We start from the raw sequence: 26,525 nt of genomic DNA, 5'->3' as shown, positions 1-26,525 counted from the left end.
TCGAGGGCGCCGGCCCGCACGACGAGCTGGACCTCCCGGCCGAGCCGACCATCCTCCGGTGCACGGTGCCGGCCCTGCCGCTCCTGCCGGGCACCTTCCACCTGTCGTTCCACCTCTTCGACGCCGAGACCGGCGCCGAGATCGGCTGGAGCGACGCCCCGTCCACCGTCGAGGTCGTCTCCCGGAACTCGCGGATCGACGTGCTGGCGCAGATGGAGGGGGCGCTCGCCCTGTCGACCCTCACCACCCGCTACCGGCCGATCGAGCGCTCGGCCTCGTCCGAGTAGCCGGCCTCGAGCTCGATCGTGGCGCCGCGGATGGTCCGCAGCGGGCTCGTCCTCGTGCCTGCGCCGCTCCCGGCCACCGGACCTGCGCCGCTGCCGGCCTCATCCCCCGCCTCGCCCGCGCCCTCGGCCTCGTCGACCACGTCGAACCAGGTCGGGGTGTCCTCGAAGCCGTGCAGGCCGAGGATGTCCCCCGTGGCGCTGTCGTGCGCGGCGGCACGAACGGCGTACCGGCCCGGTCGGAGGGGCAACTCGGCGACGTCGCAGGAGATCGAGAACCGCTCGGCTCCGACGCGGTAGGTGCCCACGCCGGGCCGGTGGTCTCGCGCTCCGTCGCTCAGGTCGGCGGCGACGCAGATCGAGAGGTCGGCCGTCCAGAACGTGAACCCGATCTCCAGGGTCTGCGGCTCGGAGCTGCGCAGGTCGAAGCGGAGCACGAGGTCCTCCCCGTGCGGGCGCGCGAGCCGTCGGGCTGCTGGACCGACACGCGCTCGAAGGCCACCGGCCGTCCCGGGAGCGGCGTGAAGTCCTCCTCGGGCTCGTCGTCCGGCAGCTCGTGGCCGACCGCGGCGGCCTCGCCCCGGGCGCGGTGGGTGATCCGCTCCCGGTCGAGGATGCCGGGACCCGGGTTGATGCCGTCCTTCGAGTGGCGGCGGATCTCCTCCAGGTAGTGGCTCGCCACGTCCTCGGGCTTGCCGGTGCAGCAGACCCGCCCTTCGACGAGGTGCATGCCGGTCGAGGCCAGGAGTTGGAACAGGAGCGTGCTGTGGGTGGTGAAGAGCAGCGTCCCGCCCGCTCGCCGGAAGGACCGCAGGTGCTCGGTGCACTGCAGCTGGAAGTTGGCGTCGCCCACCGAGATGGCTTCGTCGATGATCAAGACGTCGGGATCGACGTGCACCGCCACGGAGAAGCCCAGCCGCATGCGCATGCCCTGGCTGAACGTGCGGACCGGGTGCCGGGCGGCGTCGCCGATGCCGGAGAACTCGATGACCTGCTCCACCAGCGCCCGGCTCGGCGGCGCGCCGCTCATCAGCGCGAACGCGACGTCGACGTTCTCGACCCCGGTCAGCAGCGGGTCGAAGCCGGCGCTGACGTCGAGGAGCGACGCCACGCTCCCCCGCCGCCGGATCTCACCGAGGGTCGGGCGGGAGATGCCCGACACGAGGCGCAGCAGCGTCGACTTGCCGGCGCCGTTCCGACCGAGCAGGCCGAAGGCCGCCCCGGGCTCGATGGCCAGGTCGATGCCGTGCAGGGCCCAGAACTCGCTCTCGCGCAGGTCCGATGAGGGCGGGGCCCCGCCCCGCACCTCGCCGAGGATCGACGCCAGCCCGTTGCGCCGGCTGCGGTGCAGGTCGCGTGCGTAGCGCTTGGCGACGCCGCGGACCTCCACCACCGGACCGGGCTCGGGGCCCGGCCCCGTCATCGACTCCGGTTCGAGCTCATCCACAGAGCGAGTGCTCCCGCTCCACCGTTCGATCGAGGAGGGCAGGCAGGGCCTGTGGGTCACCGACCGACGCGGCGATGTCGGCGACCTTCTGCGCGTACGCCGCGGAGGTGGGATCCCAGCCGTTCGCGGCCAGCACGTCCCGCACGGATCCGATGTCCCCCTGGATCGCCAGCAGGGTGGCGCGCAGGTCTCCGGGAGCGACCTGCGCGTAGCGTCCGACCAGGTCGACGAGGCGGTCCACCAGCGGCTGGACCTTCGAAGGCGCCACCTCGGCCAGGTTCAGGAACGGGGCCAGGTTCGCCTCGAACCCGCACAGGTCGGTGACCGCGCCCAGCTCCGGCAGCACGACCGGCGGGGCGGCCGGCTCGGTGGTCGGCGGGGTGGTCGTCGTCTCGACGGTGCTCTCGGTGTCGAGGTCCTCCGGCAGCAGCAGGGTGGTGGGGCCGCCGGCGTTCTTGGGCGCGCCCAGCTTGAACGGCGCGGTGTTCGCAGGCGCCGTCGCATCGCTGTAGCCGGGCGTCCCCTCGGCCAGCTCCCGCGACGTCGCCCGGTCGGGGCCCTTCGTCGCCAGGCCGAGCGCCACCGCCCCGAGCAGCGCGAGCAGCAGCGCAGCCACGAGGAACCGGCGGTCGATCCTCCGTCCGAGGTTGGGGGACGCCATCCGGTCGAGGCTAGCCGTGGCCCTCCGAAGCCCGGAGGCGGCGGATGGACCGCCCGTTGCGCACCAGCTCGAGCGCCAGGCCGCCGAGGACGCGGAGGCTGAGGGTCTTCGACTCCCCCAGGTGGCGGGGCCGGTAGACGACCTCCATCTGCTCGACCCGCAGGCCGAGGCCGCGGATGGCGACCAGCAGCTCGAGGTCGGCGAGGGCGCCTTCGCTGCGCAGCCGCACCCGTCGAGCGGTGGCGGTGGTCATCAGCTTGAACGGGAAGTTGACGTCTCGCTCCACGACGCCGAGGACCCGACGAGCCAGGACGTCGTAGGTCCTGGCGCAGACGGCGCGGAACCGACCGTCGGCGTCGCTCCGTCCCCGGTAGCCGGCGACCAGCCCGACCGCGGGCCCCAGCAGCGGCAGGGCCTGCTCGACGACGGCCAGGTCGACCGGCATGTCGGCATCGGTGTAGAGCAGCACGTCCCCCGACGCCGCGGCGATCGCGGTGGTGAGCGCGGCCCCGACGCCCCGGTTCCGACCGTGGCGCAAGAGGCGGACGGCGGGATCGACCTCCGCCCGGTCCGCCACCAGCTCGGCCGTGCGGTCGGTCGAGCCGTCGTCCACCACGAGGAGCTCGTACCCGTCGAGCACCCCCGACGCCACCAGGGCGCCGAGCGCGCCTTCGGCCTCGTCGAGCGCGAGCAGGATCCCCTCCGCCTCGTCGAGCGCGGGGAAGACCACGGTCAGCCGATGGGACACACGGCGAGGGTAGCGGTGCCGGTCGAGGGCGGACCCGCCGGCGAGGCGACCTTGACGCTCGTCGCGAGCGGATGGTCCACTGGGACCCCGACCCCGTCACGGAGCCCTCCTTGCCCCGCCTGCGATCCACCCTGAACGACCGGCGCCTGGAACGACGGTTCCAGCGGGACGGGTACGTGGTCCTGCCCCTGCCGGACCCGTCCGCCGTCGGCCCCGCCCTCGAGGTGTTCGAGCGCATCGACTCCGGCATCAGCGAGGGCTACTACGCCAGCATCCACAGCGCCGACAACGCGTACAAGGCCCAGGTCGACCGCGAGCTCTCGGCGATCCTGTGGCCCCAGGTCGCCCCGCTCCTCGCCGACTTCAGCCCGCTGGTCGCCGCCTTCATGGTCAAGCCGGCCACCGGCACCACGGTCGTGCCGGTCCACCAGGACTGGATCACCAAGGACGAGGCCGACGGCGCCGGCATCACCTGCTGGATGCCCCTCACCCCCATCACGGCGGCCGAGGGCAAGATGACGGTCCTGCCCGGCAGCCACCGCTACCTGCACGGCCTGCGTGGGAGCCCCGGCTTCCCGGTGCCCTACCAGTCGATCGTGGACGAGCTCCGCGACGAGCTCATGGTGGAGGTGGAGGTCGCGGTGGGCGAGGTCATGGTGATGGACGGCCGGGTGTTGCACACCACGGCCCAGAACCACTCCGGGCGGATGCGGGTGGCGGCGTACCTCAACGCCCTGCCCCAGGGCAGCCAACCCCTCCACTACTACCGGGCGCCGGACGGGGCGGTCGAGGTCTTCGCCGTCGAGCCGTCGTTCTTCAGCACCTTCAACATCGGCGAGCGACCGGACGGACGGCTGGTCCGGACCATCGACGACTACCAGGTCGACGACCTCACCCTCGCGGAGCTCAAGGCCATGGGCCGCCGCAGCCGGCGGGTGGGGCCCCTCGATCGGCTCCGCACCACCTGGTCGGGCCAGGCGGCCCGCTGATACCGTCGCCCGGTGCCGCAGGCTGAGGGGGTCCCCACCGCCACCGTGGTCGAGCCGACCTTCCGCGACGCCGAGCGCCAGGCGGCGTTCGAACGAGATGGCGTGTTCGTCACGCCCGTCCTCGAGCCCGGAGAGGCGGCGGCGCTCCGGCAGGCGATCGTCGACATCCTCCCCACCTCCCCGTGGGACTTCATCGACCTGCTCCGCAACAACCCCCCGACCCTTCGCAAGCAGGTCGGCGCGCTCGTGCGCGAGGCGCTGGAGCCCAAGGTCGCGGCGTGGTTCGTGGACCACGACTTCTGGGCCGCGTCGATCCTGGCCAAGCCGCCGGGCCCAGGGGGGATCATCCACCTGCACACGGACTGGACCTTCGTCGACGAGCGCCGGTACCGGACGGGGTTGGTCTGGGTGGCGCTCGACGACATGACGCTGCGCAACGGCGCGATCGTGGTGGCGCCGGGCACCAACCGCCTCGATCCCGGGTTCCGGGGCCAGGGCATCCACTACCCCTACTCGGACCCGGCCGTCCGCCAGGCCATCGACGATCGCTCCGTGCTGCTCGACGTGCCTGCCGGCCAGGCCGTCGTCTGGGAGCACCGGCTGCTCCACGGGAGCAACGAGAACACGACCGACGACCTCCGCCTGGCCGTCGGCCTGGCCTTCCGGCCACGCGGGGCGCAGCTCCTCCACTACCGCCTGATGCCGGACGGCCAGGCGCACCGCTACCGCGTCGACCCGGAGTTCCTCACGCACTACGACGCCTTCACCGAGGTCGAGGAGCTGACCGGGCCGCACCTCGCCGAGGACGGCGTCCACCCGATGCCGACCTGGGCGCCCACCCCCGACGACCTGCGGGGGCTCGGGCCGGTCCACCCCATCCACGGAGCCGCAGCCGCAGTCGCCCCGCCGCGGCACCGCCGCTTCCGCCGCCGCTCCCGGCGCGGCTGACCACCGTCCGGCGACGGGCGAGCCTCGCTCCTGGGCCGGTCCGATCGGCGTCCGCGCCGCGGCCCGGAGGACCTCGGGTGCGGCCCGATCCGAGGGCCGCGGGAGGGCCCGAGCGACGCCACCTGCTTGGTCGGACAAAGCGCCCGGCTGGTACCGTGCACCCGTGCCACCGGTCGAAGGCGTCCTCTCCGCCACCGCCATCGAACCGACGTTCCGTGACCCTGCGGTGCAGGCCGGGTTCGAACGAGACGGCGTGGTCGTCGCCCCCGTGCTCGATGCGGACGAGGTGGCGGCGCTGCGACAGGCGGTCGTCGACATCCTCCCCCCGCCCCCGTGGGACTTCTTCGACCTGCTGCGGAACAACCCGCCGGCGCTGCGCCGGAAGGTCGACGCCCTCGTCTGCGAGGCGCTGGTGCCGAAGGTCGCCGGCTGGTTCACCGACCACGACTTCTGGGCCGGGGCGATCCTGGCCAAGCCGCCCGGGCCGGGGGGGCATCCAGCCCCTCCACACGGACTGGACCTTCGTCGACGAGAGCCGCTACCGCACCGGCCTGGTCTGGGTGGCGCTCGACGACATGACGAGCCGCAACGGGGCGATCTTCGTCGCCGCGGGCACCAACCGGCTCGACACCGGCTACACCGGCCACCAGATCCACTACCCCTACTCGGACCCCGAGGTCCGCCAGGCCATCGACGACCGGTCCGTGCTGCTCGAGATCCCTGCCGGCCAGGCCATCGTCTGGGACAACCGGGTGCTGCACGGCAGCGACGAGAACGTGACCGACGGCCTGCGCCTGGCCGTCGGGGTGGCCTTCCGCCCGCGGGCCGCGCAGCTCTACCACTACCGCCTGATGCCCGACGGCCAGTCCCACCGCTACCGCGTGGACCCCGAGTTCTTCGCGGACTACGAGCCCTTCGTCGACATCGACGACATGACCGGGCCGCACCTCTTCGACGACGAGGTCCACCCGCTGCCGGAGTGGGCGCCCACCCCCGCCGACCTGCGGAGCCTCGGGCCGGTGCAGCCCATCCACGGTGCGCCCCGCCCCAAGGATCCCCAGCCCCGGTGGCGCCGCTTCTTCGGGCGCCGTTGAACGTCCGATCCGCCGTGAACCGGTGGCGGCGTGGACGGCGAACCGACCCCGGGCCGGCACCCGTCGCCGCGCCGCCGCGCACGGTGACGACGCACTCGACGTTCCGGCCCTCGGCGCAGCTGCGCCACCGGGGACAGTTCCTCACCACGTCGCGCAACGCCTTCCGGGCTTCGCTGCCGCTCGCTCGGCGCCTGCTCGTCCGCGACCTGCGCTCGCGCTACCGCATGTCGGTCCTCGGCTACGCGTGGATGGTCCTCCCCGCCATCGCCCAGACGGCCGTGTGGCTCCTCCTCAACAAGTCCCAGATCCTCAACAGCGGGGTCACCACGATCCCGCTGCCGCTCTACATCCTGGTGGGCACCTTGCTGTGGCAGGGCTTCGTCGACGGCCTCATGGCGCCCGGCACGCAGCTCACCAACGCGGCCAACGTGCTGACGAAGGTCAGCTTCCCCGCCGAGGCCCTGCTCCTGTCCGGCCTGGCCGATGCGGCCACGAGCATGGTGATCCGCCTGACCCTGATCGTCCCCGTGCTCCTGTACTACCGCGTCGTGCCGGGGTGGGGGCTCCTGCTGGCACCGGTCGGCATGCTCTCGCTGCTCCTGCTGGGGTTCGCCATCGGGTTGGCCCTGGCCCCGTTCGGCATGCTGTACCAGGACATCCCGCGCATCCTGGCCCTGGCCATCCCGTTCTGGCTCCTGATCACGCCGGTCGCCTACAGCGCACCGGTCAAGGGCCCGGCGACGGCGCTCCTGAAGGTCAACCCGGTGAGCCCCGTGCTGATCGCCACGCGGGACTGGATGACCGGAGGCGCGCTCTTCCCGGGCTACCGGATGGAGGTCTTCCTCGTCGCCACCCTCGTCCTGCTGGCGGCGAGCTGGGTGGTGTTCCGCGTCTCGGTCCCGCACCTGGTCGACCGGGTGGGGAGCTGAACCGCCAGTCCGATCAGCGGGGGCGACGGCCGAACCGACGGGCCCACCGGCGCGGGGCGGTCCCTGCTCCGGGCTCGCCGACCCCTGCGGTGGGCGGTTCGTGGTCGTCGGTCGTCGTGCCCGACGCCGCGGCCTGGGACCGGGCCAGGTCCTCGAGGGTCGCCAGCCGGTAGGGCAGGCGCTCGACGAGCGTCCGCTCGTCGAGCCCCGGCGCCCGCAGGTCACCGGATCGGTACCCCTCGATGCCGAAGGCGTGGACCTCTGCGGTGCCGGCCTCGGCGCCGGCGTCGCTGCGGACGTAGTAGAGCTCGTGGCCCTGCGGGATGACGCCGGCGATGGCGGCCACCCGACCTCGATCGGTGCGGTTGGGCAGCGAGTGGTGGATCACCGCGCCGTCGATCACCATCATCGAGCCCGCTTCCAGCTCGATCGCCGTCGAGCTGCGGAGGGCCTCGGCCGCCAGGTCCGGGTGCAACGACTCGACGTCGGGTGGGCGGGGGTGGTTGCCCATGAGGTGGCTGCCGGCCAGCACCTCCAGCGCGCCGTTCTCCCGCGTGCTGTCGACCAGCGGCACCCAGACCGAGAGGCTCACGTGGCGGCGCTCGTCGATCGAGGTCGGGTCCTGGTGGGGGAGCCGGAAGCTGTTCGGCGAAGCGGGCTTGGACACGAACGGCCCGCCGAGGACCTCGACGGCGCCCGGCTCGAACAGCGGCGCGAGGAAGGGCTCGGTGATCGACTGGACACCGTCCCACAGCCGAGCCCGCACCGACGGCGACGTGATCATCATCGACGGGTAGAAGTGGCCGGAGTCGTCGGCGCCGACCTCGCGGACCGCCAGCCGGTGGAGCTCGGCGAGCTCTGCGACGGCGTGGCGGGTGAGTCGCTGGGGCAGCACCGCGTAGCCCGTCCGGGCCAGCTGGTCGTTGACCGCCGCGTCGCAGAAGTGGGTCCGGCGGTCCTGGGTCCGGGCGCCCCGAGCCCCGTCGGTCGCCGCGACCGGGGTCATCGGGCGTCTCGCACCGCGGCCAGGCCGCTGCGGTACCGGTCGGCCGCCATGCTCGAGGGCGGCCGGGCCTCGAGCCGGTCCGGGGTGCGGCCGGCCGGCCGGCCCTCCTGCGTGGCCCGGAGGTAGCCCTCGATGTCGACCTCGTAGCACTCGACCACGTCGGCGGGGGTGTCGGCGTCGGCGTAGTAGAAGAGCAGCGGCTCCGCCGTCGGCTTCACGATCCCGTGGACGGCCAGGCGGAGCGAACCGCTGCGGTTCGGCGGGGAGTGGTGGACCACCCCGGACACCATGAGCACGAGCTCCCCCGCCTGGCACTCGATCCGGGTGCTCGAGCCGCCGACCAGGTCGAGGACCTCGTCGAACACCGCCGGCACGTGCCGCGAACGGATCCGGTTGGCGAACCGGTGCGACCCCGGGACCACGTGCAGCGCCCCGTTGACCTCGTCGGTGTCCACCAGCGGGATCCAGAGGTAGAGGCTCTGGGCCACCCGCTCGTCGACGAGCGAGTAGTCCTGGTGGGGGCCGAGCTCGCTCGCCGGCGACGAGGGCTTGACCGAGAAGTCGAGCCGCACCACCTCGAGCACGTCGGGCTCGAAGATCGACGCCAGGTGGGGCGCCACGATCTCCGTGAGCCGCTCCGTGATCAGCGACCGGACCTCCGGGTCGGGCAGCAGCCCGGTGGGGAACCACTCGTCGCCCACGGGCCGGTCGGCCGTCCGCATCGCTTCGTCGAACACCTCGGCGGCGGCCCGGACCTCCGCGGCGTCCAGGCAGGGTCCCAGGCGGACGTAGCCGTCGCGGGCCAGCCGGCCCGCGATGTCCGCGCTGCGCACGCCGACCACCGGCGGCGCGGCCACGACCTCGATGGCCGGCTCCGAGGCGGCACCCGCGGCGCGCCCCTCGTCGTGCCGCGCCGGCTTGCGAGCGACGATCTCGAGGTTGTCGAGGTAGTAGGTGGTGGTGTGGTCGCGCCCGGCGGCCACGTCGAGGTCGTAGCGGCTGCAGAACTCGTGGCCATCGGCGATCGAGTAGGCGGGCACGGCCAGCGCCTGCGAGAGGGCGATCTCGAAGCCGGCGGCCTCGATCCACCCCAGCACGTCCTCGGTGTTGCGGATGGTGAGGTGGCAGATGCGGTTGGTGGCCTCGACGCACTCGTCGATCGTCCGCTGCGCAGCCGGGTCGTCGCTCCGACCGCGGTAGAAGTCCTTCACGTACAGGCGGCCGCCGGGCCGGAGCACGGCGAAGGCCGAGCGGAGCACCTGCGCCGGATCGGCGGCGTGCACGAGGGACTCGAGGAAGTACACGAGGTCGTAGGTGCCGCCCTCGACCGCGTCCTCGAGGTGGTGGAAGTCCCCCACGTGGACCGAGATCCGATCGTCGAAGCCCTGCTCCGACACCAGCTCGCGGGCGCGCTCGGCCTGGGCGGCCGAGACCGTCACGGCGTCGATATGGACGCGCCGCCGGGCGGCGAAGTGCCGGGCCGGGCCGGCGATGCCGCACCCGGCGTCGAGCAGTCGCTCGCCGTCGGACACCCCCGCGACCTCGATCATGTGGTCGAGGAGCTCATCGTGGTCGGTGGCCTTGAGGTGCTGGTAGACGTCGCCGAACACCGCTTCGTAGCGCTCGTTCCACTCGTCGTAGTACCGGGCGACGTCGTCGGCCGGGAACGTCTCGTCGATCACCGGCGCCGGGCCCGGTGCCTCGGCGCGAGGGGCCTCCTCGGCCGGGGCCGGGACCTCCGAGGCGACGGCCGCCGCCTCGGGGTCGGGGTCGCGCGCCTCGGTCGTCGGCAGCGCACCGGCGTCCGGCGGGCGCAGCCGAGCACGGAGCCGGGAGGCGAACGACATCGGGCCAGTATGGTCGATCCATCGGCGAACGCCGCAGTCCCCGCAGCGCACCGCAGGCGGCACGCGTGCCGCCGCCGAGACCCACCCGGTAGCGTCTTGCGGCGTGGGCACCTCAGCGCGGCCGGGAGCGCCGATGCGCCGGCTCCTCGTGGCCGCCTGGGCCCTGGGGACGGCCGGCCCCATCCTGCGGTTGCTGCCCGTCCGGGCCGAGCAGCGGTGGCTCGTGGCGCTGCTTGCCGTCGTCGGCGCCTCGGTCGTGGCCATCGCCGCGGCGCTCGACCAGGGCCGGTCCCGGCGGGCGCTCGGGGCGGCTGCAGCCACGGCCGCCGGGGCGGCGGCGATCGTCGCGATGCGGTTCGGCGTCGTGCTGCCGGTCGGGGCGACGACGGTCGGCACCGTGCTCGCCTACGGCGCGCTGGTCCGGTGGCCGTCCTCCGCCGGCCGGCCCGAGCGCTCCCCGGGCGTCGCCGGCTTGGCCGTCGGCGCCCTGGTGGCCAACGCCCTCCTGTGGCGGCGGCACGGCTCGCCGATCGCCTTCGCCCTCGTGAGCTTCGCCGTCGTGGCGCTGCTCGAGCTCCACGCCCGGGTGCCCGGGGTGGCCGACGGCGTGCGATCGGCCGTGCAGCGCCTCGCCCGCATGGCATCGGTGGGCATCACCCGCACCGTGGGCGGGCTGCTCGTCCTGTTCGTCATCACCCCGGTCAACCTGGTCTCGCGCGCCGTCGGCTACTCGCCGCTCGATCCGGGCTGGGCGACCCCCGAGACGGCCTGGACCGTGGTCGACCCGCGGCGCATGCGCACCGCGACCGGTGCGGCGCCCGCTCCCGGCAGCATGGCGGCCCGCGAGCTCGAACCGACCCGGGGGACCCGTCGACGTGGTCGGGCCCGACTGGCCGTCCCGCTGGCCGCAGCGGTCGCCGCCGTCGCCTTGGTCGGCCCCCCGACGCTCCCCTTCGGCCGCTCGTCCTCGCCCACCGCGGCGTCCCCCATCTCGGGCGGCACGTTCACCCGACACGCGGAGGACGATCCGGCCTTCGCCGGCGCGCCGTGGGCCAAGGACCTGCGCGTCGACCTCCTGCACGCCTGGCGGGGCCTCCAGTTCAACGCCGCCTCGGGCGGCTGGCAGCTCCGGGACCTCTCCTCCGACTACATCAACATCGAGGACGGCGTGCGGGCCACCCGGGCACCCGACCCGGCGCTCGGCCCGCCCCTCGTCGTCTGGCTCTTCGGCGGCTCGGCGGCGTTCGGCGCCGGCCAGCGTGACGACCACACGATCGCCTCGGAGCTGGTGCGGCGGGCCGACGCCGACGGGGTCGCCCTCGAGGTCCGCAACCTGGCCGTGCCCGCCACGGTCGACTGGCAGTCCGTGGTGCTCCTCATCGAGCGGCTGTCCTGGAGCGCCCCGCCGGACCTGGTGGTCTTCTACGACGGCGCCAACGACCTCGCCCTCCAAGGGGTCCTCGCCGCGCAGGGCCGAGGCCGCTCCGACGAGCCGGCCTCCCTCGTCGACGCCCAGCTCGACCAGATCCTCCGCGAGCGGGCCGAGGCCGACGGCACCGACCCCGACGACCTGCCGTCGTACCGGACCAGCAAGCCCGACGCCCCGCTCGGGCCGACGGCGTCGGGACGGTTGGTGTTCCAGCGGTACCGGCACGGGGTGGAGGTGGCGCGCACCTACGCCAAGGAGGCCTCGGTCCCCATCCGGTTCTTCTGGCAGCCGGACCTCAGGGACAAGGCGGTGCTGACCGGGGACGACCGCGGCGCTTCGAGGCGGCCGGGCTCGACCCCGACGCCATCGGGTCGTTCCAGACGACCTCCGCCTCGGCCCGGGCCGGGCTGGAAGCCCTCGGCGTCACCGACCTCACCACCACCTTCGACGACGTGCGCCAACCCGTGTTCTGGGACTCGGTGCACACCAACGAGCTCGGCGCCAAGCTCGTCGCCTCGGCGTTGTACGCATCCTTGGAGCCGACGTTGCGGCAGCTCGGGCGGAGCGCCGGCTGAGGCCGGCACCGGCGGATCTCGCTCCGGCTCGCCTCAGGCGTCGGCGGCGGGAGCGGGCACCTCGGCCCGCTCCGCCTGCTCGTGCTTGGCCAGCAGGCAGTCGTCGAGCACCAGCCAGTCGATGTCGGTCGCCAGGAACGTGCGGTACGCGTCCTCGGCCGAGGCGACGATCGGCTCCCCGCGCACGTTGAACGACGTGTTGACGAGGACGGGGCAGCCGGTGAGGGCTTCGAACTCGACCAGCAGGCGGTGCAGGTCGGCGTGGCGGTCCGGGTCGACGGTCTGGATCCGGGCCGTGCCGTCGACGTGGGTGACCGCCGGGATCGGTGAGCGGACCTCGGCCAGCCGGGCCGTGAGGTCCTCGACGTCGGTCGGAGCCCCCGGCCCCGGCGCCGGCGCCGGCTCCGCGCCCCGCACCGTGGCCACGAACGACATGTAGGGCGACGGCCGGTCGTGGTCGAACCAGTCGGACACGGCGCGCTCGAGCACGACCGGGGCGAAGGGGCGGAAGGTCTCGCGGTGCTTGGTGGCGACGTTCAGGCGGCGGTGCATGGCCGGGTCGCGGGCGTCGGCCAGGATCGACCGGTGCCCCAGGGCCCGGGGACCGAACTCGAGCCGACCGGTGCACACCCCGACGACCGCGCCGTCGGCCAGGTGCCCGGCCACCCGGCGAGCCAGCTCGACGGGATCGGCGATGCGCTCGTGGGGCCGGCCCGCCGCGAGCAGCGCCGAGGCCACGTCGGTGCCCGCGCCGTCGTCCGGCCGGGGCCCGAGGAACCCCCCGGACATGCCGTCGGTGCTCGGTGCGGGCCGCTCGCCCTCCGCGACCTCGTGCCAGGCCCAGAGGGCGCAGCCGAGGGCGGAACCGGCATCGCCGGCGGCCGGCTGGACCCACACGTCCTCGAACGGCCCCTCTCGCAGCAGCCGGCCGGTGGCCACGCAGTTGAGCGCCACGCCGCCGCCGAGCACGGCCTGCGAGGCGCCGGTGAGCTCGTGCGCGTGGCGGGCCACCCGCAGGACCACCTCTTCGACGACGTCCTGGATCGACCGGGCGAGGTCGCACTCGCGCCGCGTGACGGGGGCGTCGGGCGCCCGCCGGGGGCCGTCGAAGAGCTGGTCGAACCGGTCGTTCGTCATCCGGCGACCGGCGAGGTAGTCGAAGCAGGTGAGGTCGACCGTGAAGGACCCGTCGTCGCGGAGGTCGATCAGGTCCCCCAGGATGCGGTCCCGGTAGGTGGGCTCACCGAACGGGGCCAGGCCCATCAGCTTGTACTCGCCGCTGTTCACGGAGAAGCCGGCCGCATGGGTGAAGGCCGAGTACAGGAGCCCGATCGAGGAGGGGAACCGGAGCTCGCGCAACAGGTCGATGCGCCGACCCCGACCGCTGCCGATCGACGTGGTGGCCCACTCGCCCACGCCGTCGAAGGTGAGGATCGCGGCGTGGTCGAACGGCGACGGGTAGAAGGCGGCGGCGGCGTGGCTGACGTGGTGCTCCGCGAAGACCACGTCCCCCGGGCGATCGAACCCGAGCTTCCGGAGCGCCTTCTCGATGTCGTAGGAGACCCAGAGCTTGGTGCGCAGGGACTCCTCCATCGCCCGGGGGAAGGTCGGCAAGCCCTTGATGCCGATGGCCCCGAAGGTCTTGAGGACCCGAACGAACGAGGCCACCGGCTTCTCGTAGTACGCCACCAGGTCGATGCCGTCGCGCTCGACGCCGCCCGCCCGGAGGCAGTACTCGATCGAGCGGACGGGGAGCGACGGATCGTTCTTGCGCCGCGTGAACCGCTCCTCCTGGGCCGCCGCCACCACCTCGCCGTCGACCACCAGGGCGGCGGCCGCGCCGTGGTACAGGCCGCTGATGCCGAGGATGCGCGTGGCCACCGAGGCTCAGAGCAGCGTGTAGACCGCGACCGGGACCGCGCTCTGCGTGGCGGTGCCGACCAGCATCAACAGGCCCAGCACCAGCACCACCAGGAGCAGCCCCCACGCCCGGTTCATGCGCGTAGGACGTGAGGTCACGCAGCAGCAACGACGAGTGGCGGATCCGGAGCACCCGTCGACCCTACCGGCCGGCCCCCGGAGCCGTGGGGCAGGAGGTCCCGTCGCGGAGGAGGAGGTCGGACGAGATCGGCCCGGGCTCGTCGCGCTCCACCCGCCAGACCTCGATCGGGCCCTGGCCCACGATCGCGGTGGCCCGGTCGAGCATCCCCGCCGGGAGCGCAGGGGACGCGATGGCGGCATCGGCGTACAGCACGAGCAGCAACCCGGCGGGGAGGGATGCGACCGATCGCCGCCCGCTGCGGATGTCGGCCACGACCTGGCACGGCCGGTCCGAGATCCAGGCCCCGACGTACCGGGGGAGGGCGTCGAGCGCCCACGGCTCGATCCGCAGCGACGGGCCGGACCGGGCCTGGCGGCCCACCTCCTCGGCGAGCCGATCGAAGCGAGCCTTCGACCAGCCGGGCACCGAGGCCGCCGCGAGGCGGGTCCCGGCCGGCTTCACCGGCGGCACCCCGCTCGTCACCCACAGCATCGGCCCGTCCCAGGACCCGTGGACCTGCCGCCGGGCGCCGTAGTGCACGATCGCCGGCTCGACCCGGACGGGGATGCCGCCGACGATGAGGTGCGACGTCACGGTGTCGAACGCCGCGACGTTGAAGCGGGTGTCCAGCCCCAGCACCAGGACCGGGGTGCGATCGGGCAGCGCGTCGAGCGTCTGGTCCGTCAGCGGGCCGACCATGGCGTCGATCGTGTAGTCGCTGCCCTTCACGTCGCCGATGGTGTTCGGCCCGGAGACCGCGGCGACCAGGAACACGGCCGCGGCGAAGGCACCGCCGACCCGGACCGCCACTCGCCGTCGTCGCGGTGCGCCGGCGGACGCGGCCAGGCGCCGTTCGGCGGCGAAGCAGAGCGAGGTGGCCACCGCGAACCACACGGTGAGCGACGCCACCACCAGCCAGAGCAGTTGGAAGGAGTGGAGCAGGTCGCTCGGGAGCTGCGTGGCATCGACCATGGCCCCGACCACCACCAGGGCGACGAGGATCCGCAGCTGGCGCTCGCGCGGCGGCGCCGCGCGCCGGGTGCGGTACCAGGCCCCGCACAACAGGGCGAGGACGAGCAGGCCCGCCAGCACCGAACCCCCGACGTAGTCCGAAGCTGCACCCGGCAGGGCGAAGCTCCGGGTGACCTCGTTCCAACGGGGCGGCACGGCGACCAGCCAGGCCGCGAACCGTGGGATCCCGCCGAGGCCCACCGACGGCTCCGGGTTGGCGACCTCGCCGGCCAGGGTGCGGACGTTGCCGCCCTGCGACGTGATCGCCTCGATCACCGGCTGGAGCCACACGAGCACGCCGATCACCCAGCCGACGCGCCACGCCGACCGGGCCCGCCGCGCGCTCGCCGGATCGTCCTGCGCCTTCCGCGCCCGGGCGACCACCCAGCCCGACCAGAGGACGGGTCCGAGGACGATCAGCCCGTGGGGGAGGTACGCCTGCGCGGCCAAGCTCCCGAGCACCAGCGCCCACCACCACGCCCGCCACGTGCCGGTGCACGCGGCCCAGGCCGCCACGACGGCGGTGAACATGGCCGGCACGGTGAGCGAGACGTTGTTGGCATCGGCCACCATGCCCAGGGCGGCGATCTGCAGGACCAGCGCGCTGGTCACCCACGCCACGACGGCGGCGATCGCGCCACCAGCCCGCCACGCGGCCCAGGTGGCGACCCACCAGCAGGTGACGGCGGCGACCACCCCGCCGACCAGCGCACCGCCCTGGATCCCGAACGCACGGACGAGCGGTGCCAGCAGGTCGAACAGCAGGGGCCCGGGGTGGGAGGCGAAGCCGCGGTTGCCGAGGCTGGTGATCATGCCGACCAGGGGGTGGTCGGCCGTGCCGACGTCGTAGGAGCGGGCCATGACGGTGGCCGAGTGCCCGGTGGGCTGCCACCCGACCCGATGGGCCCACCAGGCGCCGGAGCCGACGAAGGCCGCAGAGCCCATCGCCATGGCGCCGGCCACGAGGCGGCTGCGCCGGTCCAGGCGCGGACGGGGCTCCACCCGCACCGGCGTCGGCGTGGCGGCGCGTGCCCGAGCGGCCGAAGCCCGGCGTCGCACCGGTCCGAGGGGACGAGCGGCCAGCGTCGCGACCCGACGACCGAGGGCGCCCGCCCGACGGCGGGCCGGCTCCCAGGCCACCAGCGCCGCGGCGAGCACCCCGGCGGCGAGCAGCGGGGTGCCGGCGGGCACCGTGCGGTCGGCCGGCGACCCGACCGCGACCAGCCCTGCGCCTGCGGCGGCGGCCAGGGCCATCGCCGCTGCGTCGAAGAACGACCGGCTGCGGCTCGCGGCGACGGCCGCCACGCCGGCCACCACGACCACGCTGATCCCGGCCGGTCGGACGAGGGTGGGACCGACGTCGAGGCGCTCCACCCGGCCGGCGCCGACGGAGAGGGCGAGGAGGTCGGCCCCCGCGACGCTGCACCAGGCGAGCGCCCCGCGGAAGAGCGGTTGCGGCCCGAGGTCGCCCCGGGTGCGGACCAGGTCGGCGAGCAGGGCGGCTGCGGGCACGAGGAGCAGCGGCACCAGGACGCCTCGGGTGGGCTCCGCCGGGGACACGCCGTAGCGGATGGCGACGATGGCGATCGTGGCGGCGCCCGCCGTCGCCAGCCGCCACCCGCCCGCCCCCCTCGGGCCCGGGCTGCGGCGGGCCAGCCGGAGGACGAGCGCGATCGCCACCACCACGATCAGCACGAGGTCCAGGTGGAGGGCGACGAGCGCGGGGACGGCCCGGATCTCGGCGGCGCGAGCGGCGACGTCGACGACGGCCTGGGCCAGCGCCAGCACGGCCGCCACGGCCACCAGCGCGCCGACGGCCCGCCGGAGGCGCTCGGTCGATGGTCGGTGGAGGCCAGCGCTCGCCTCGAGATTCGCTGCCACCACGACCACTCCCGGTCCCGGCCGAGGGTGCCGGCCGGGGTCAGGAGCGTATCCGGGCGGGGGTACGGTACCAATCCGGCCCCGCACGCGATCCGCCCCGGGCGGCGCCCGGACGATCGCCGCCCGCCCAGGAGATCCGCGCATGCGACCGACCACGAGCGAGGCAGCCCGCCGGGCTCGATCGGGCTTCGCCGACGCCGGGCCGCAGGTGCGCCTGCACACCGCGATCCGCCAGCGCTGCGCGCCCCTCGACGCGGTCGAGGCGCTGGTGCCCGCCAGCGGGCACATCCTCGACCTGGGCTGCGGCCACGGGCTGCTGTCCCTCCACCTCGTGCTGGCCTCGGACCGGCGGACGGTCCACGCGGTCGACATCTCGAGCGACAAGGTGCGCCACGGGCGCCGGGCCGCCCGACGCCTCGGCCTCGCCGATCGGGTGGCCTTCGAGGTCGTGCCGGCCGGGTGGGAGCCGCCCGCGGGGGCGTACGACGCCGTCGTGGTCGGGGACGTCCTCTACCTGCTCGACCCGCCGGCGCTGGGCACCACCGTGCGCGCCGCGTGCCGGTCCCTCCGGGACCGCGGCGTGCTCGTGCTCAAGGAGGTCGCCACCCGCCCCCGCTGGAAGCACCGGTTCGGCATGGCCCAGGAGCTCGTCGCCGTCCGCCTGCTGCGGATCACCGCCGGCGATGCGCTGAACCCGCGCCCGCTGGACGACGCGGCCGCGGTCCTCGACGCCCTCGGCTGGACGATGCGCTCCATCCCGCTCGACCGGGGCTACCCCTACGCCCACGCCGCCCTGGTCGCCACGCGCCCCTGAGCCTCGCCTCCCGATCCCGGCGCGGCGAGGATCGACGGAGAGGAGGTGTCGGGGCGAGGTGCCAGACTGACCCGGTGGAGGGGGTGGACGAGGGTCGGTCCGGAGGGTTGCGGCGGGCCGCCCGCCGCGCCCTGCTGCGCCGGCCCGACCGCTCGACGCCCCCCGCCCCCGCCTCGGCACCGATCCGCTGGTCGGCCTGCTACGCCCCCCACTCGTCGATGTACTTCGACCAGCGCGGCAAGGTCCGGGCCTGCTGCCAGAACACCGGCGTCCACCTCGGCGACGTGACCCGGCAGTCGCTCCGCGAGATCTGGGAGAGCGCCGAGGCCGAGCGCGTGCGCCACGCCCTCGAGGTCGACGACTACGGCGCCGGTTGCGAGTTCTGCGAGTGGCAGGTGCGCGAGGGCAACGACGCCATCGTGTTCGCCCGGAGCTTCGACGAGCTCCGGCCCGACGTGCGGCGCCCCCGCTGGCCCCGCCAGCTGGAGTTCGCGCTCACCAACACCTGCAACCTCCAGTGCGCCATGTGCAACGGCGAGTGGAGCTCCGCCATCCGAACCCAGCGGGAGGGCCTGCCGCCCCTCCCCAAGGCCTACGGCGAGGAGTTCTTCGACCAGCTGGCCGAGTTCCTCCCGCACGCCGAACAGGTGCAGTTCGCCGGTGGCGAGCCGTTCCTCGGTGCCGAGCCGCTGCGGGTGATGGAACAGCTCCTCGCCCTCGACGACCCGCCCGCCGTCACCATCATCACCAACGCCACCACCTACACCCCGAGGGTCCAGCGGATCGTCGAGGGGCTGCGGCCCGACGTGATCGTGTCGCTCGACGGCGCGACCGCCGAGACCTACGACGCCATCCGGGTCGGCGCCCACCTGCCCGACGTCCTGGCCAACCTCGACCGTCTGCGCGCCGCCCTCGGACCCGGCAAGGTGTCGATCACGACCTGCCTCATGGTCGGCAACTGGCACGAGTTCGCCGACGTCCTCGCCCTCGCCGAGGAGCGCGGCATCGACGTCGGGGTCAACGTGGTGCGCTCCCCCGCCGCCCACAGCCTCTATCGCCTCGACGAGCCGGCGCTCGCTGCGGTCGTCGCCGGCCTCGCCGCTCGGGAGGCCCACCTCACCGGCTCGCGGGCCGCCGCCTGGGCCGGTCACCGGGAGGCCCTGGCGAACCGGCTCGCCGTGCTCCGCAGCGACGGCCCCGCCCGGGGACCGGACCACGGCATGCCCGGCGAGCCGGTGGCGCCCCCGCCCACCAGCCGGTGGGCGTGGTTGCCCTTCGCCGAGGAGACCGCCGGCAGCGCCGGCACCGCGCTCCCGCCCCACGACGGCCCGGAGGCGGTGCTGGTGGTCGATCGCTCCGGCACGTTGCGGACGGTCCGGCACGACGACGGGCTGCCCATCGACCTGGACGACCTCGACGGCGCCGCGGTGGTCGACCTCGGCCAGCGGTTCGGAGCCGCGTTCGCCGACCACGACCAGTGGGCCTACGTGGCCCGCCGCCAGCCGACCGATGATGACCGCTTCTGCCTGCAGCTCGGACCGGTGGGCGCGACGCCGCGGGCCGAGGTGTACGGCACCGCCCTGCGCCGGCCGGACGGGACGCTCGACGGTGCCACCTTCACCGTGAGGAGCGGCGGCACCCGCCCCCACCCCTGGAGCACGCCCGCCGAGCCGGCGGCGGGCTGAGCGGCCGCCTGGCAGCCCCGCCCCTCAGGGCTGCGGGCCCACCGCCGTGCCGCCGCCGGCGCCGGGGCGGTGGTGGCGCCACCAGAGCGCGAGGGTCAACAGGTTCCAGAGCCGCTGGTCGGGCGTGGCCAGGTAGGGAGCCACCGCCGCGCGGTCCAAGAGGTCGAACAGCGGCGCACCCGGATCGGTCAGCTCGGCGCGGACCAGGTCGGCCACCGCCGGTTCGGCGAGCCACCGCGCCATGGGCGAACCGAAGCCTTGCTTGGGGCGAGCCACCACCTGCGGCGGCAGCAGGTCGCCGAAGGCCTCGCGCAGGAGCAGCTTCTCGTGGCTGGCGTCGACCTTCCACCGGGCCGGCAGCCGGAGGCAGCCCTCGGCCACCTCGACGTCGAGGAACGGGGCCCGCACCTCGAGCCCGGTGGCCATCGACGCCCGGTCCGTCTTCACCAGGATGTCGCCCGGCAGGTAGTGGTCGAGGTCGAAGCGGCTGATGTCGTCGGCCGTGCCGTACCCGTACCCGGACACGTCGACGTCGGCCCCGGAGGCCGGCGGGAGGCCGAGGCCCACCAGCTCGGCCGCCGAGAAGTAGGAGCGGAAGTCGGCGTAGCGGCGAGCCACCTCGGTGCCGGCCGGCACCGATCGACCGCCCGTGCGGCGTGCTCGGCTGCCCCGGGCCCACCAGCGCGACGGTGCCGGTGCCGACCCGCCGGCCGCAGCGCGGGCCGGGTCGTCGGGGTGCAGGAAGGGCCGCGCCCAGCACAGGTAGCCGCCGAGCAGCTCGTCGGCCCCGTCACCGGTGAGCGCCACCGTCACCTCGCGCCGCACGAAGCGGCTCAGCAGGAGGGTCGGCACGGTGGAGGAGTCGCCCAGGGGCTCGCCCCACGTGCGGGCCACGTCTTGGAGCAGGTCGACCAGGTCGTCTGGTGAAGGCCGGAGGACGTGGAGGTCGATGCCGTGCCGGTCCGCCACCGCCTGGGCGTACGGGACCTCCGAGTCGCCCGGCATGTCGAAGGCGAAGCCGGCGATACGGCGGTGGTGGCGGGCGGCCAAGGCCGAGACGGTGGACGAGTCGAGGCCACCGGAGAGCAGGGTGCCGACGGGGACGTCGGCGACGAGCTGGTCCTGCACGGCACGGTCGAGGGCGGTCCGGAACCAGGCGACCGGATCGCCGACGCCTCCCGCCGGTTCGACCACCTCCGGCGGCGACCACCAGCGCTCGAGGAGCGGCTGGCCGCCGACCTCGAACCGCAGCGAGGACGCCGGCGGCAGCGACGAGATCCCCTGCCAGATCGACCGTCCCGGGGGCACGTAGCCCTGACGGAGCTGCTGGGCCACCACCGCTCGGTCGACCTCGACCTCCACCAGCCCGGAGGCGCGGAGCGCCTGGGGCTCCGACGCGAACAGCAGGAGCCCGTCGGGCCGGTGGGCCCAGTAGAGCGGCCGCTCGCCGAACCGGTCGCGCGCCAGGGTGAGGCGGCCCGGGCCCGCCTCCCAGAGGGCCAGGGCGAAGGTGCCCGGCAGGGCGGCCAGGAAGCCGTCGCCGTGCGCCCGGTGCAGCGCCGGCACCACCTCGATGTCGGAGCCCGACCGGTAGGGGAAGTCCGGGAACCGGGCCCGGATGCGGTCGTGGCCGTAGACCTCCCCGTTGGCCACGACCACCACGCCGGCCTCGGCGTCGACCACCGGCTGGTGGCCGCCGACCGGATCGACGATCGAGAGGCGGCGGATGCCCAGCAGCGCCGAGGGGCCCGACCACCGGCCGCCCTCGTCCGGGCCCCGGTGCTCGAGCGCGGCGAGCATGCGGTCGAGCGCTGCCTGCTGGCGCTCAGCGCCCGGCCCGACGATCCCGGCGATGCCGCACATCCTGCAACCTTCCCCCTGCGGTGGCGGCGCGCCAGCCTACCGGGCCTCGGCGAACCGCCGGTCCGGCGGGCCAGGGGCCAGACTGGGCCGATGGGAGGTGGGTGCGCACCGGCGCCGGAGGGCAGCCCCGAGGGGCCGGGCGCAAGCCGCGCCGCCGGTCGCCTTCGCCAGGCGCTGCGCCGCAGCCGCCGCATCGAGGTGCGCGCCGAGCCGGAGGTCCCCGCGCCGGTGCCGCCGGCCTGGTCGGCCTGCTACGCCCCCCACAGCACCATCTACTTCGACCAGGTGGGTCGAGCGCGGGCGTGCTGCCAGAACACCGGCACCCTCCTCGGCGACGTCGCCCACCAGAGCATCCGTGAGATCTGGGACAGCGCCGAGGCCGATCGCCTGCGCACCGCCCTCGAAGGCGGCTCCTACGACGAGGGCTGCGAGTTCTGCGCGTGGCAGGTGCGCGAGGGCAACGACGAGATCGTCTTCGCCCGCGGCTACGACCACCTCCGCCCCACCGATCCTCGACCGCGCTGGCCCCGGCGGATGGAGCTGGCGCTCACCAACACCTGCAACCTCCAGTGCGCGATGTGCAACGGCGAGTGGTCCTCGGCCATCCGCAGCCGCCGCGAGCACCTGCCGCCGCTCCCCAGGGCCTACGACGACGCGTTCTTCGACGAGCTGGCCGAGTTCCTCCCCCACCTCGAGAGCGTCCAGTTCGCCGGCGGTGAGCCCTTCCTCGGCGCCGAGCCGCTCCGAGCGATGGAGCAGCTGGCCGCCCTGGAGCGCCCCCCTGCGGTCAGCATCATCACCAACGGCACCACCCTCACCCCTCGGGTGGAGCGCCTGGTCGAGGTGCTCCAGCCCCACCTCATCGTGTCGATCGACGGGGCGACCACCGAGACCTACGACGCCATCCGGGTGGGCGCCCACCTGCCCGACGTCCTGGCGCACCTCGACCGCTTCGTCGAGCTGGTCGGCGCGGACCACGTGTCGATCACCACCTGCTTGATGGCGTCGAACTGGCGCGAGTTCCACCGCACGCTCGGCCTGGCCGAGGCTCGCGGCCTCGACGTCGGCGTCAACGTCGTCCGCCTGCCGGTGGAGCACAGCCTCTACCAGCTCGGTGGCGACGAGCTCGCCGCGGTGGTCGCCACCCTGCGGGCCACCGAGCCCGAGCTCACCGGGCCGCGCCTCGCCGCCTGGACCAGCCACGTCGACGCCCTGGCCCACCGGGCCGACCTGCTCCAGCGACCACGGCCCGAGCGCGACCGCTACGCCGATGAGGTCCCGGGCACGCCTGTCGCCGGCCCTTCCAGCCGGTGGGCGTGGCTCCCGTTCCCCGAGGTCGCGACCGCAGGCGCAGCCGACCCGACGCCGGCCCCGTCCGCGGGGCCCGAGGGGCACTTCACCGTCGACCTCGAGGGCACGGTCTCGGTGCAGCGCCTCGATCCGGCGCTCGTGGTGGACGGCAGCGGCCTCGACGGGCGGTCCGTGGCCGAGCTCATGGCCCGCTTGGCGTCGGCCTTCGGCGATCCCGGGTCCTGGCACCAGGCCACGCGGCGGGCCCCGACCGACGACGACCGCTTCTGGCTCCTGCTCAACGGCGTCGAGGCCAGCGGCGACCACGAGCTGATCGGCTCCGCCCGCCGCGACGGCGACGGCTCCCTCAGCGGGCTGGCCCTCGTCCTCCGGCCGAGGACCCGCGAGGCCAGCACCGCCTGGACGTGAGCGGTCCGGACGTCAGGCCGGGCCGTCGGCCCGCTGGGGACCGGGCGGTGGCGGCTCGCCCACCGAGCGTCCCAGGCGGGCCAGCACCGCCCGCCACAGGCGGCCGGGCGCCAGCCGGCGCGGGAAGCGGCGCACCCGCAGGGCGGTGAGCTCGAGGCGCTCCTGCACGCTCCACCGCACGTCGTTGGCCGCCATGGCGACCTTCGACTGGGCCTCGGCCCGGCGGTAGCGGTAGATGCGCACCCGGCTCCGGCGCAGGACCACCGCCTCGACGTCGCGGCCCAGGTCCCACTCGGGGTCCTCGAGGGCGCTCGTGTAGCAGTGCAGCAGCCGTGCGTCGTACCACGGCCCGGACGGGTGGTGCGCCCACCCACGCTCCACGTCGAGGCACAGGTCGAAGTTGCCCAGGTCGGCGATGAAGTTGCAGGTCGGGGGCAGCCGGGGCAGGTCCTGGAGGCCGAGCGACCACACGGTGGCGATCAGGGCGCCCTGGTCCCTCGTGCGCCACTCGGGCCAGGCGAAGGAGGCCACGGCCCGCTCGTGCCACAGGTCGAGCACGGGCGCCGCCTCCGGACCGAAGACGAAGACCCCGCCGTTCCAGTGGAGCCAGTCGCCCGGGACCTCGACGTCGAAGCGCGCCGCGAGCTGCTCCCGGAGGTGGCCGCAGGAGTGCTCGTCGTCGTAGCCGAGGCAGGAGCAGGTCATGGCCCACGGGCTGAACCGGTCGACCGAGTTCTCGCGGATCGTGAGGTCCGAGGCGAAGGCCACCGGACCGTCTCGATGGTCGAACACCACCTCGACGCCGGGGGCCACCGCGATGATGTCGCTGTCGAGGTAGCACCACTCCCCCTGCGGGAGGTGGCGGTGGACGGAGGTCTTGAGCCAGATGCTGGCCTGGTGGTCGTCGAGCTCGCCCGGCGTGGCGACGTCGACCACGTGGTCGATCCCCGGGTGGTCGATCGGGATGGCGTTCCGGCGAACGTCGGTGACCACCCAGATCTCGGCGGCGGTGAGCGGCCGCAGGTGGCCGAGGGCGGTGGCCAGGGTCTCGACGTGCATGGCGGGCCCGCACACCACGAACACCCAGCGGCGCGCCGCCGGGTCCGCCAGCGCGCCGGGCCCGGCCGCCACCCGCGCCCGCCGACGGCGAGCCACCTCCTGGATGTCGCGGCTGGCCCGCCGGGCATAGGCCAGCCGTTCGATGCCGTCCGGCAGGACCCACACGTCCCACGCCACGAAGGTGCGCACCGCGTTGCGGAAGCCCAGGAGCACCGCGGCGACCCCCAGCCACCACCACGGCGAGGACCAGGCCACCCACACCACCGCCGCCAGGGGCAGCCAGCGCTCGAGGAGGTCGTTCACGTACTCGAAGCCCACGACCTGCACCCGGTGGCGCAGCTGGCGCAGCGAGGACGGGTCCAGCGGCTCGGTCCACAGGAACAGCAGCTGGAAGGTCCGCCACAGGGCGAACCCCACCAGCAGCCCGGCGATCCACCACCGCCCGACCAGGACCACGAGCGCGGCGAGCAGCACGAGCTCGACGGGCAGCAGCGCCGTGCCCACCAGGCGCTCGGCGCGCGGGCGACCGAGCGCGAGCGCCCAGGTCGAGGTGCCGGCGGCCTGGTCGGCGTCGAGGTCCTCGATCTGGTGCCAGAGGATCCCGCGCAGCCCCTGCACGAACCCCCACAGGGCCAGCACCGCGAGCAGGGGACCGGCGTGGGGGTGGCCCCTCGGTCCGACCGCCAGCACCACCAGCACCAGCGGGACGGCGTAGGCGTAGCCGGCGTCGGCCGCCGCACCGAGGGCGCCGCGGCCCTTCAGGCGCAGGGGCGGCACGGAGTACGCCAGGAGCAGCGCGAGCTCCAGCGCCAGGGCGAGCAGGGCGGCGGGTCGGCGCTCGAGCAGCAGCCAGGGCGCCAGCCCGACGACGAGCGCAGCCGCCACCAGGGTCGTGCGGCGCGCACCGGACAGGGCGACGAGGCGGTTGCCCTTGCCCGCTCGAGCGTCGGCCTCCAGGTCGCACCAGTCGTTGACCAGGTGGCCGAAGGCCGCCACCCCGACCACGGAGACCACCAGGAGCACCAGCTGGCCGAGGTCGCCGAGCGACGCTGCGCCCGGCCGGCTGCCGATGGCCAGGGCGCCGGCCGCCACGAGCACCGGGACCTTGTGGTCCCACCACTGCTCGGAGCGCACCACCCGTCGCGTCTGCACCGCCGTCCCCCGGACCGTCCCCAACTGAGGTGACCACCGTACCGGCCGCCCGTCGAGGGCCCCGATTCCCCGGCGGCGTGCGAAGCTTCCGCGGTGCCCGCCGCCGATCGCCTCCGACCGGGGACCCCCGCCGACGCCGGCCGCCACCTCGCCTTCCTCGGGCACGGCGCCGAGCGGACCGGGCCACCGATCTTGCTCGGCCACCTCCTGCGCGGCCTCCTCGCCGAGGGCCGGGGCGACCGGGCGTCGGTGGTGACGGCACGGGGCGGACCCCTGCTCGACACCTACCGGGCGGCGGGCGCCGAGGCTCGTGCCGTCGCCACGGGCCGCGAGCCGATCGAGCCGGTGGCGGCTGCGCTCCGCCGAGCTGGCGGCGCGGCGCTGGTGGCCCCCGCCCAGGCCTGGGCCCGGGGCCGGGCGGTGCGCCGCCTGGCCGACGTGGACCTCGTGTACGTGAACGCCGCCACGCCGCCCACCGCGGCGCTGCTCCGGGCGCTCGACCCGCCGCCGGCCACGCCGGTGGTGCTGCACGTCCACGAGCTGGACGTGGGCCTCCGCCTGACGCTCGACCCGGTCGACCTGGCCTTCCTGCTCGCTCGCGCCGACCACGTCATCGCCGCGTCGCACCCCGTGGCCGAGCTCCTCGTCGCCGGCCACGGCGTGGACCCCGCCCGCACCACCCGCTGCGACGAGTTCGTCGACGTCGGCGCAGTGGCCCCGCTCCCACGGCCCGAGGCTCGACGCCGGCTGGGCATCCCGGCCGATGCTGCGGTGGTGGGATCGGTCGGCCTCCCGGACTGGCGCAAGGACCCCGAGCGCCTGCTGCACGCCGCATGGCTGCTGCGCCGCACCCACCCGGAGCTGGACCCGTGGGTCGCGTGGATCGGCGGCGACCCGGCCTCGATCGACGGCCGCCACCTCGCCGACGAGGCCCGCCGGCTGGGGATGGACCACCGCTTCGTCCACGCCCGCCACAGCGAGCGGCCCGACCACCTGCTGGGCGCCCTGGACGTCTTCGCCCTGCCGGCGCGCGAGGACGCGTTCCCCCTTGCGGCCCTCGAAGCCGGCGCCGCCGGGCTGCCCCTGGTCTGCTTCCGCACGGGCGGCGTGGCCGGGCTGGCCGACGACGGCGCCGGCGTCGCCGTGGAGCACCCCGACGTGGCGGCCTTCGCCGCCGCCCTGGCCGACCTGCTCGGCGATGCCGACCGTCGGGCGACGGTGGGCGACCGGGCCCGCTCGCTCGTGGCCGAGCACCACGACGTGCCGGTCGGCGTCGCCCGCATCCGGGCCGTGCTGGACGGGGTCCTGGCCCGGCCCGCCCCGACGCCGGGCGGATAGCCTCG

The 26,525-nt window shown here is 74.8% G+C and carries 20 protein-coding genes; 9 read left to right on the top strand and 11 right to left on the bottom strand.

The window, feature by feature from the left end:
* Positions 1-65: 65 nt before the first annotated feature.
* Positions 66-287 carry a hypothetical protein gene (locus KSP35_RS18500; protein ID WP_217002328.1) on the top strand — a complete coding sequence of 74 codons (222 nt, stop codon included), beginning with the start codon at positions 66-68 and terminating at the stop codon, positions 285-287.
* Here the strand turns inward: KSP35_RS18500 and KSP35_RS18495 are convergent.
* Genes KSP35_RS18495 through KSP35_RS18480 form a run of 4 tightly spaced genes read right to left on the bottom strand, consistent with a single transcriptional unit; the run spans position 251 to position 3,140 of the window.
* Entirely contained in the window at positions 251-721 is a 471-nt protein-coding gene (locus KSP35_RS18495; protein ID WP_217002327.1) for a hypothetical protein, read from the bottom strand. The genes KSP35_RS18500 and KSP35_RS18495 overlap by 37 nt on opposite strands.
* A complete protein-coding gene (locus KSP35_RS18490; protein ID WP_216997253.1) occupies positions 622-1,731 on the bottom strand; it encodes an ATP-binding cassette domain-containing protein in 1,110 nt (369 codons plus the stop codon). The genes KSP35_RS18495 and KSP35_RS18490 overlap by 100 nt, the downstream gene beginning before the upstream one ends.
* On the bottom strand, positions 1,724-2,392 hold the full coding sequence (locus KSP35_RS18485; RefSeq protein ID WP_216997252.1) for a hypothetical protein: 669 nt from the start codon (positions 2,390-2,392) through the stop codon (positions 1,724-1,726). The genes KSP35_RS18490 and KSP35_RS18485 overlap by 8 nt, the downstream gene beginning before the upstream one ends.
* Before the next feature lie 10 nt (positions 2,393-2,402).
* Positions 2,403-3,140, bottom strand: coding sequence for a glycosyltransferase family 2 protein (locus tag KSP35_RS18480; RefSeq protein WP_216997251.1), 738 nt, complete (start codon positions 3,138-3,140; stop codon positions 2,403-2,405).
* Between the two features lie 110 nt (positions 3,141-3,250).
* On the opposite strand from KSP35_RS18480, the gene KSP35_RS18475 reads away from it, so the two are divergent.
* The 4 genes from KSP35_RS18475 to KSP35_RS18460 all read left to right on the top strand — a co-directional run bounded on the left by KSP35_RS18475 (position 3,251) and on the right by KSP35_RS18460 (position 7,100).
* Positions 3,251-4,129, top strand: coding sequence for a phytanoyl-CoA dioxygenase family protein (locus KSP35_RS18475; RefSeq protein WP_216997250.1), 879 nt, complete (start codon positions 3,251-3,253; stop codon positions 4,127-4,129).
* 12 nt (positions 4,130-4,141) lie between these two features.
* Positions 4,142-5,077, top strand: coding sequence for a phytanoyl-CoA dioxygenase family protein (locus tag KSP35_RS18470; protein ID WP_216997249.1), 936 nt, complete (start codon positions 4,142-4,144; stop codon positions 5,075-5,077).
* A 275-nt stretch (positions 5,078-5,352) separates the two neighbouring features.
* Positions 5,353-6,171: a phytanoyl-CoA dioxygenase family protein gene (locus KSP35_RS18465; protein WP_254127260.1), complete on the top strand. Its 819-nt coding sequence runs from the start codon at positions 5,353-5,355 to the stop codon at positions 6,169-6,171.
* An 83-nt stretch (positions 6,172-6,254) separates the two neighbouring features.
* Positions 6,255-7,100: an ABC transporter permease gene (locus KSP35_RS18460; RefSeq protein WP_216997247.1), complete on the top strand. Its 846-nt coding sequence runs from the start codon at positions 6,255-6,257 to the stop codon at positions 7,098-7,100.
* Positions 7,101-7,113: 13 nt separating this feature from the next.
* Here the strand turns inward: KSP35_RS18460 and KSP35_RS18455 are convergent, their stop codons facing one another.
* The 5 genes from KSP35_RS18455 to KSP35_RS18440 form a co-directional block, all read right to left on the bottom strand.
* Entirely contained in the window at positions 7,114-8,106 is a 993-nt protein-coding gene (locus KSP35_RS18455; protein WP_216997246.1) for a phytanoyl-CoA dioxygenase family protein, read from the bottom strand.
* Positions 8,103-9,953, bottom strand: coding sequence for a phytanoyl-CoA dioxygenase family protein (locus tag KSP35_RS18450; RefSeq protein WP_216997245.1), 1,851 nt, complete (start codon positions 9,951-9,953; stop codon positions 8,103-8,105). Before KSP35_RS18450 ends, KSP35_RS18455 begins: the two co-directional genes overlap by 4 nt.
* 2,037 nt (positions 9,954-11,990) lie before the next feature.
* Entirely contained in the window at positions 11,991-13,838 is a 1,848-nt protein-coding gene (locus tag KSP35_RS18445; protein WP_216997244.1) for a carbamoyltransferase N-terminal domain-containing protein, read from the bottom strand.
* A gap of 6 nt (positions 13,839-13,844) precedes the next feature.
* Positions 13,845-13,976 (bottom strand): hypothetical protein, encoded by a 132-nt coding sequence (locus tag KSP35_RS25120; RefSeq protein ID WP_256444503.1) that lies wholly within the window; start codon positions 13,974-13,976, stop codon positions 13,845-13,847.
* 43 nt (positions 13,977-14,019) lie between these two features.
* Complete coding sequence (locus tag KSP35_RS18440) at positions 14,020-16,890, bottom strand: hypothetical protein (protein ID WP_216997243.1); 2,871 nt, start codon at positions 16,888-16,890, stop codon at positions 14,020-14,022.
* 142 nt (positions 16,891-17,032) lie between these two features.
* On the opposite strand from KSP35_RS18440, the gene KSP35_RS18435 reads away from it, so the two are divergent.
* Both KSP35_RS18435 and KSP35_RS18430 read left to right on the top strand, forming a co-directional pair.
* Entirely contained in the window at positions 17,033-17,704 is a 672-nt protein-coding gene (locus KSP35_RS18435; RefSeq protein ID WP_216997242.1) for a cyclopropane-fatty-acyl-phospholipid synthase family protein, read from the top strand.
* A 74-nt stretch (positions 17,705-17,778) separates the two neighbouring features.
* Positions 17,779-19,389 carry a radical SAM protein gene (locus tag KSP35_RS18430; protein ID WP_216997241.1) on the top strand — a complete coding sequence of 537 codons (1,611 nt, stop codon included), beginning with the start codon at positions 17,779-17,781 and terminating at the stop codon, positions 19,387-19,389.
* Between the two features lie 24 nt (positions 19,390-19,413).
* On the opposite strand, the gene asnB is transcribed toward KSP35_RS18430, so the two are convergent.
* Positions 19,414-21,252 carry an asparagine synthase (glutamine-hydrolyzing) gene (gene asnB, locus KSP35_RS18425; RefSeq protein WP_216997240.1) on the bottom strand — a complete coding sequence of 613 codons (1,839 nt, stop codon included), beginning with the start codon at positions 21,250-21,252 and terminating at the stop codon, positions 19,414-19,416.
* A 90-nt stretch (positions 21,253-21,342) separates the two neighbouring features.
* Here asnB and KSP35_RS18420 point away from each other — a divergent pair, with 90 nt between their 5' ends.
* Positions 21,343-22,971 carry a radical SAM protein gene (locus KSP35_RS18420; RefSeq protein ID WP_216997239.1) on the top strand — a complete coding sequence of 543 codons (1,629 nt, stop codon included), beginning with the start codon at positions 21,343-21,345 and terminating at the stop codon, positions 22,969-22,971.
* Between the two features lie 12 nt (positions 22,972-22,983).
* Here KSP35_RS18420 and KSP35_RS18415 read toward each other — a convergent pair whose 3' ends face one another.
* Positions 22,984-25,182, bottom strand: a complete 2,199-nt coding sequence (locus KSP35_RS18415) for a UbiA family prenyltransferase (protein WP_216997238.1) — start codon at positions 25,180-25,182, stop codon at positions 22,984-22,986.
* A 93-nt stretch (positions 25,183-25,275) separates the two neighbouring features.
* Here KSP35_RS18415 and KSP35_RS18410 point away from each other — a divergent pair, with 93 nt between their 5' ends.
* Positions 25,276-26,520, top strand: coding sequence for a glycosyltransferase family 4 protein (locus tag KSP35_RS18410; RefSeq protein ID WP_216997237.1), 1,245 nt, complete (start codon positions 25,276-25,278; stop codon positions 26,518-26,520).
* Positions 26,521-26,525 lie beyond the last annotated feature (5 nt).

The sequence above is a fragment of the Aquihabitans sp. G128 genome (assembly GCF_019048865.1).
In the GTDB taxonomy this organism is placed as follows: domain Bacteria; phylum Actinomycetota; class Acidimicrobiia; order Acidimicrobiales; family Iamiaceae; genus Aquihabitans.
Note: the sequence above shows the minus strand (reverse complement) of the source record. Positions and strands in the feature narration are given on the sequence as shown.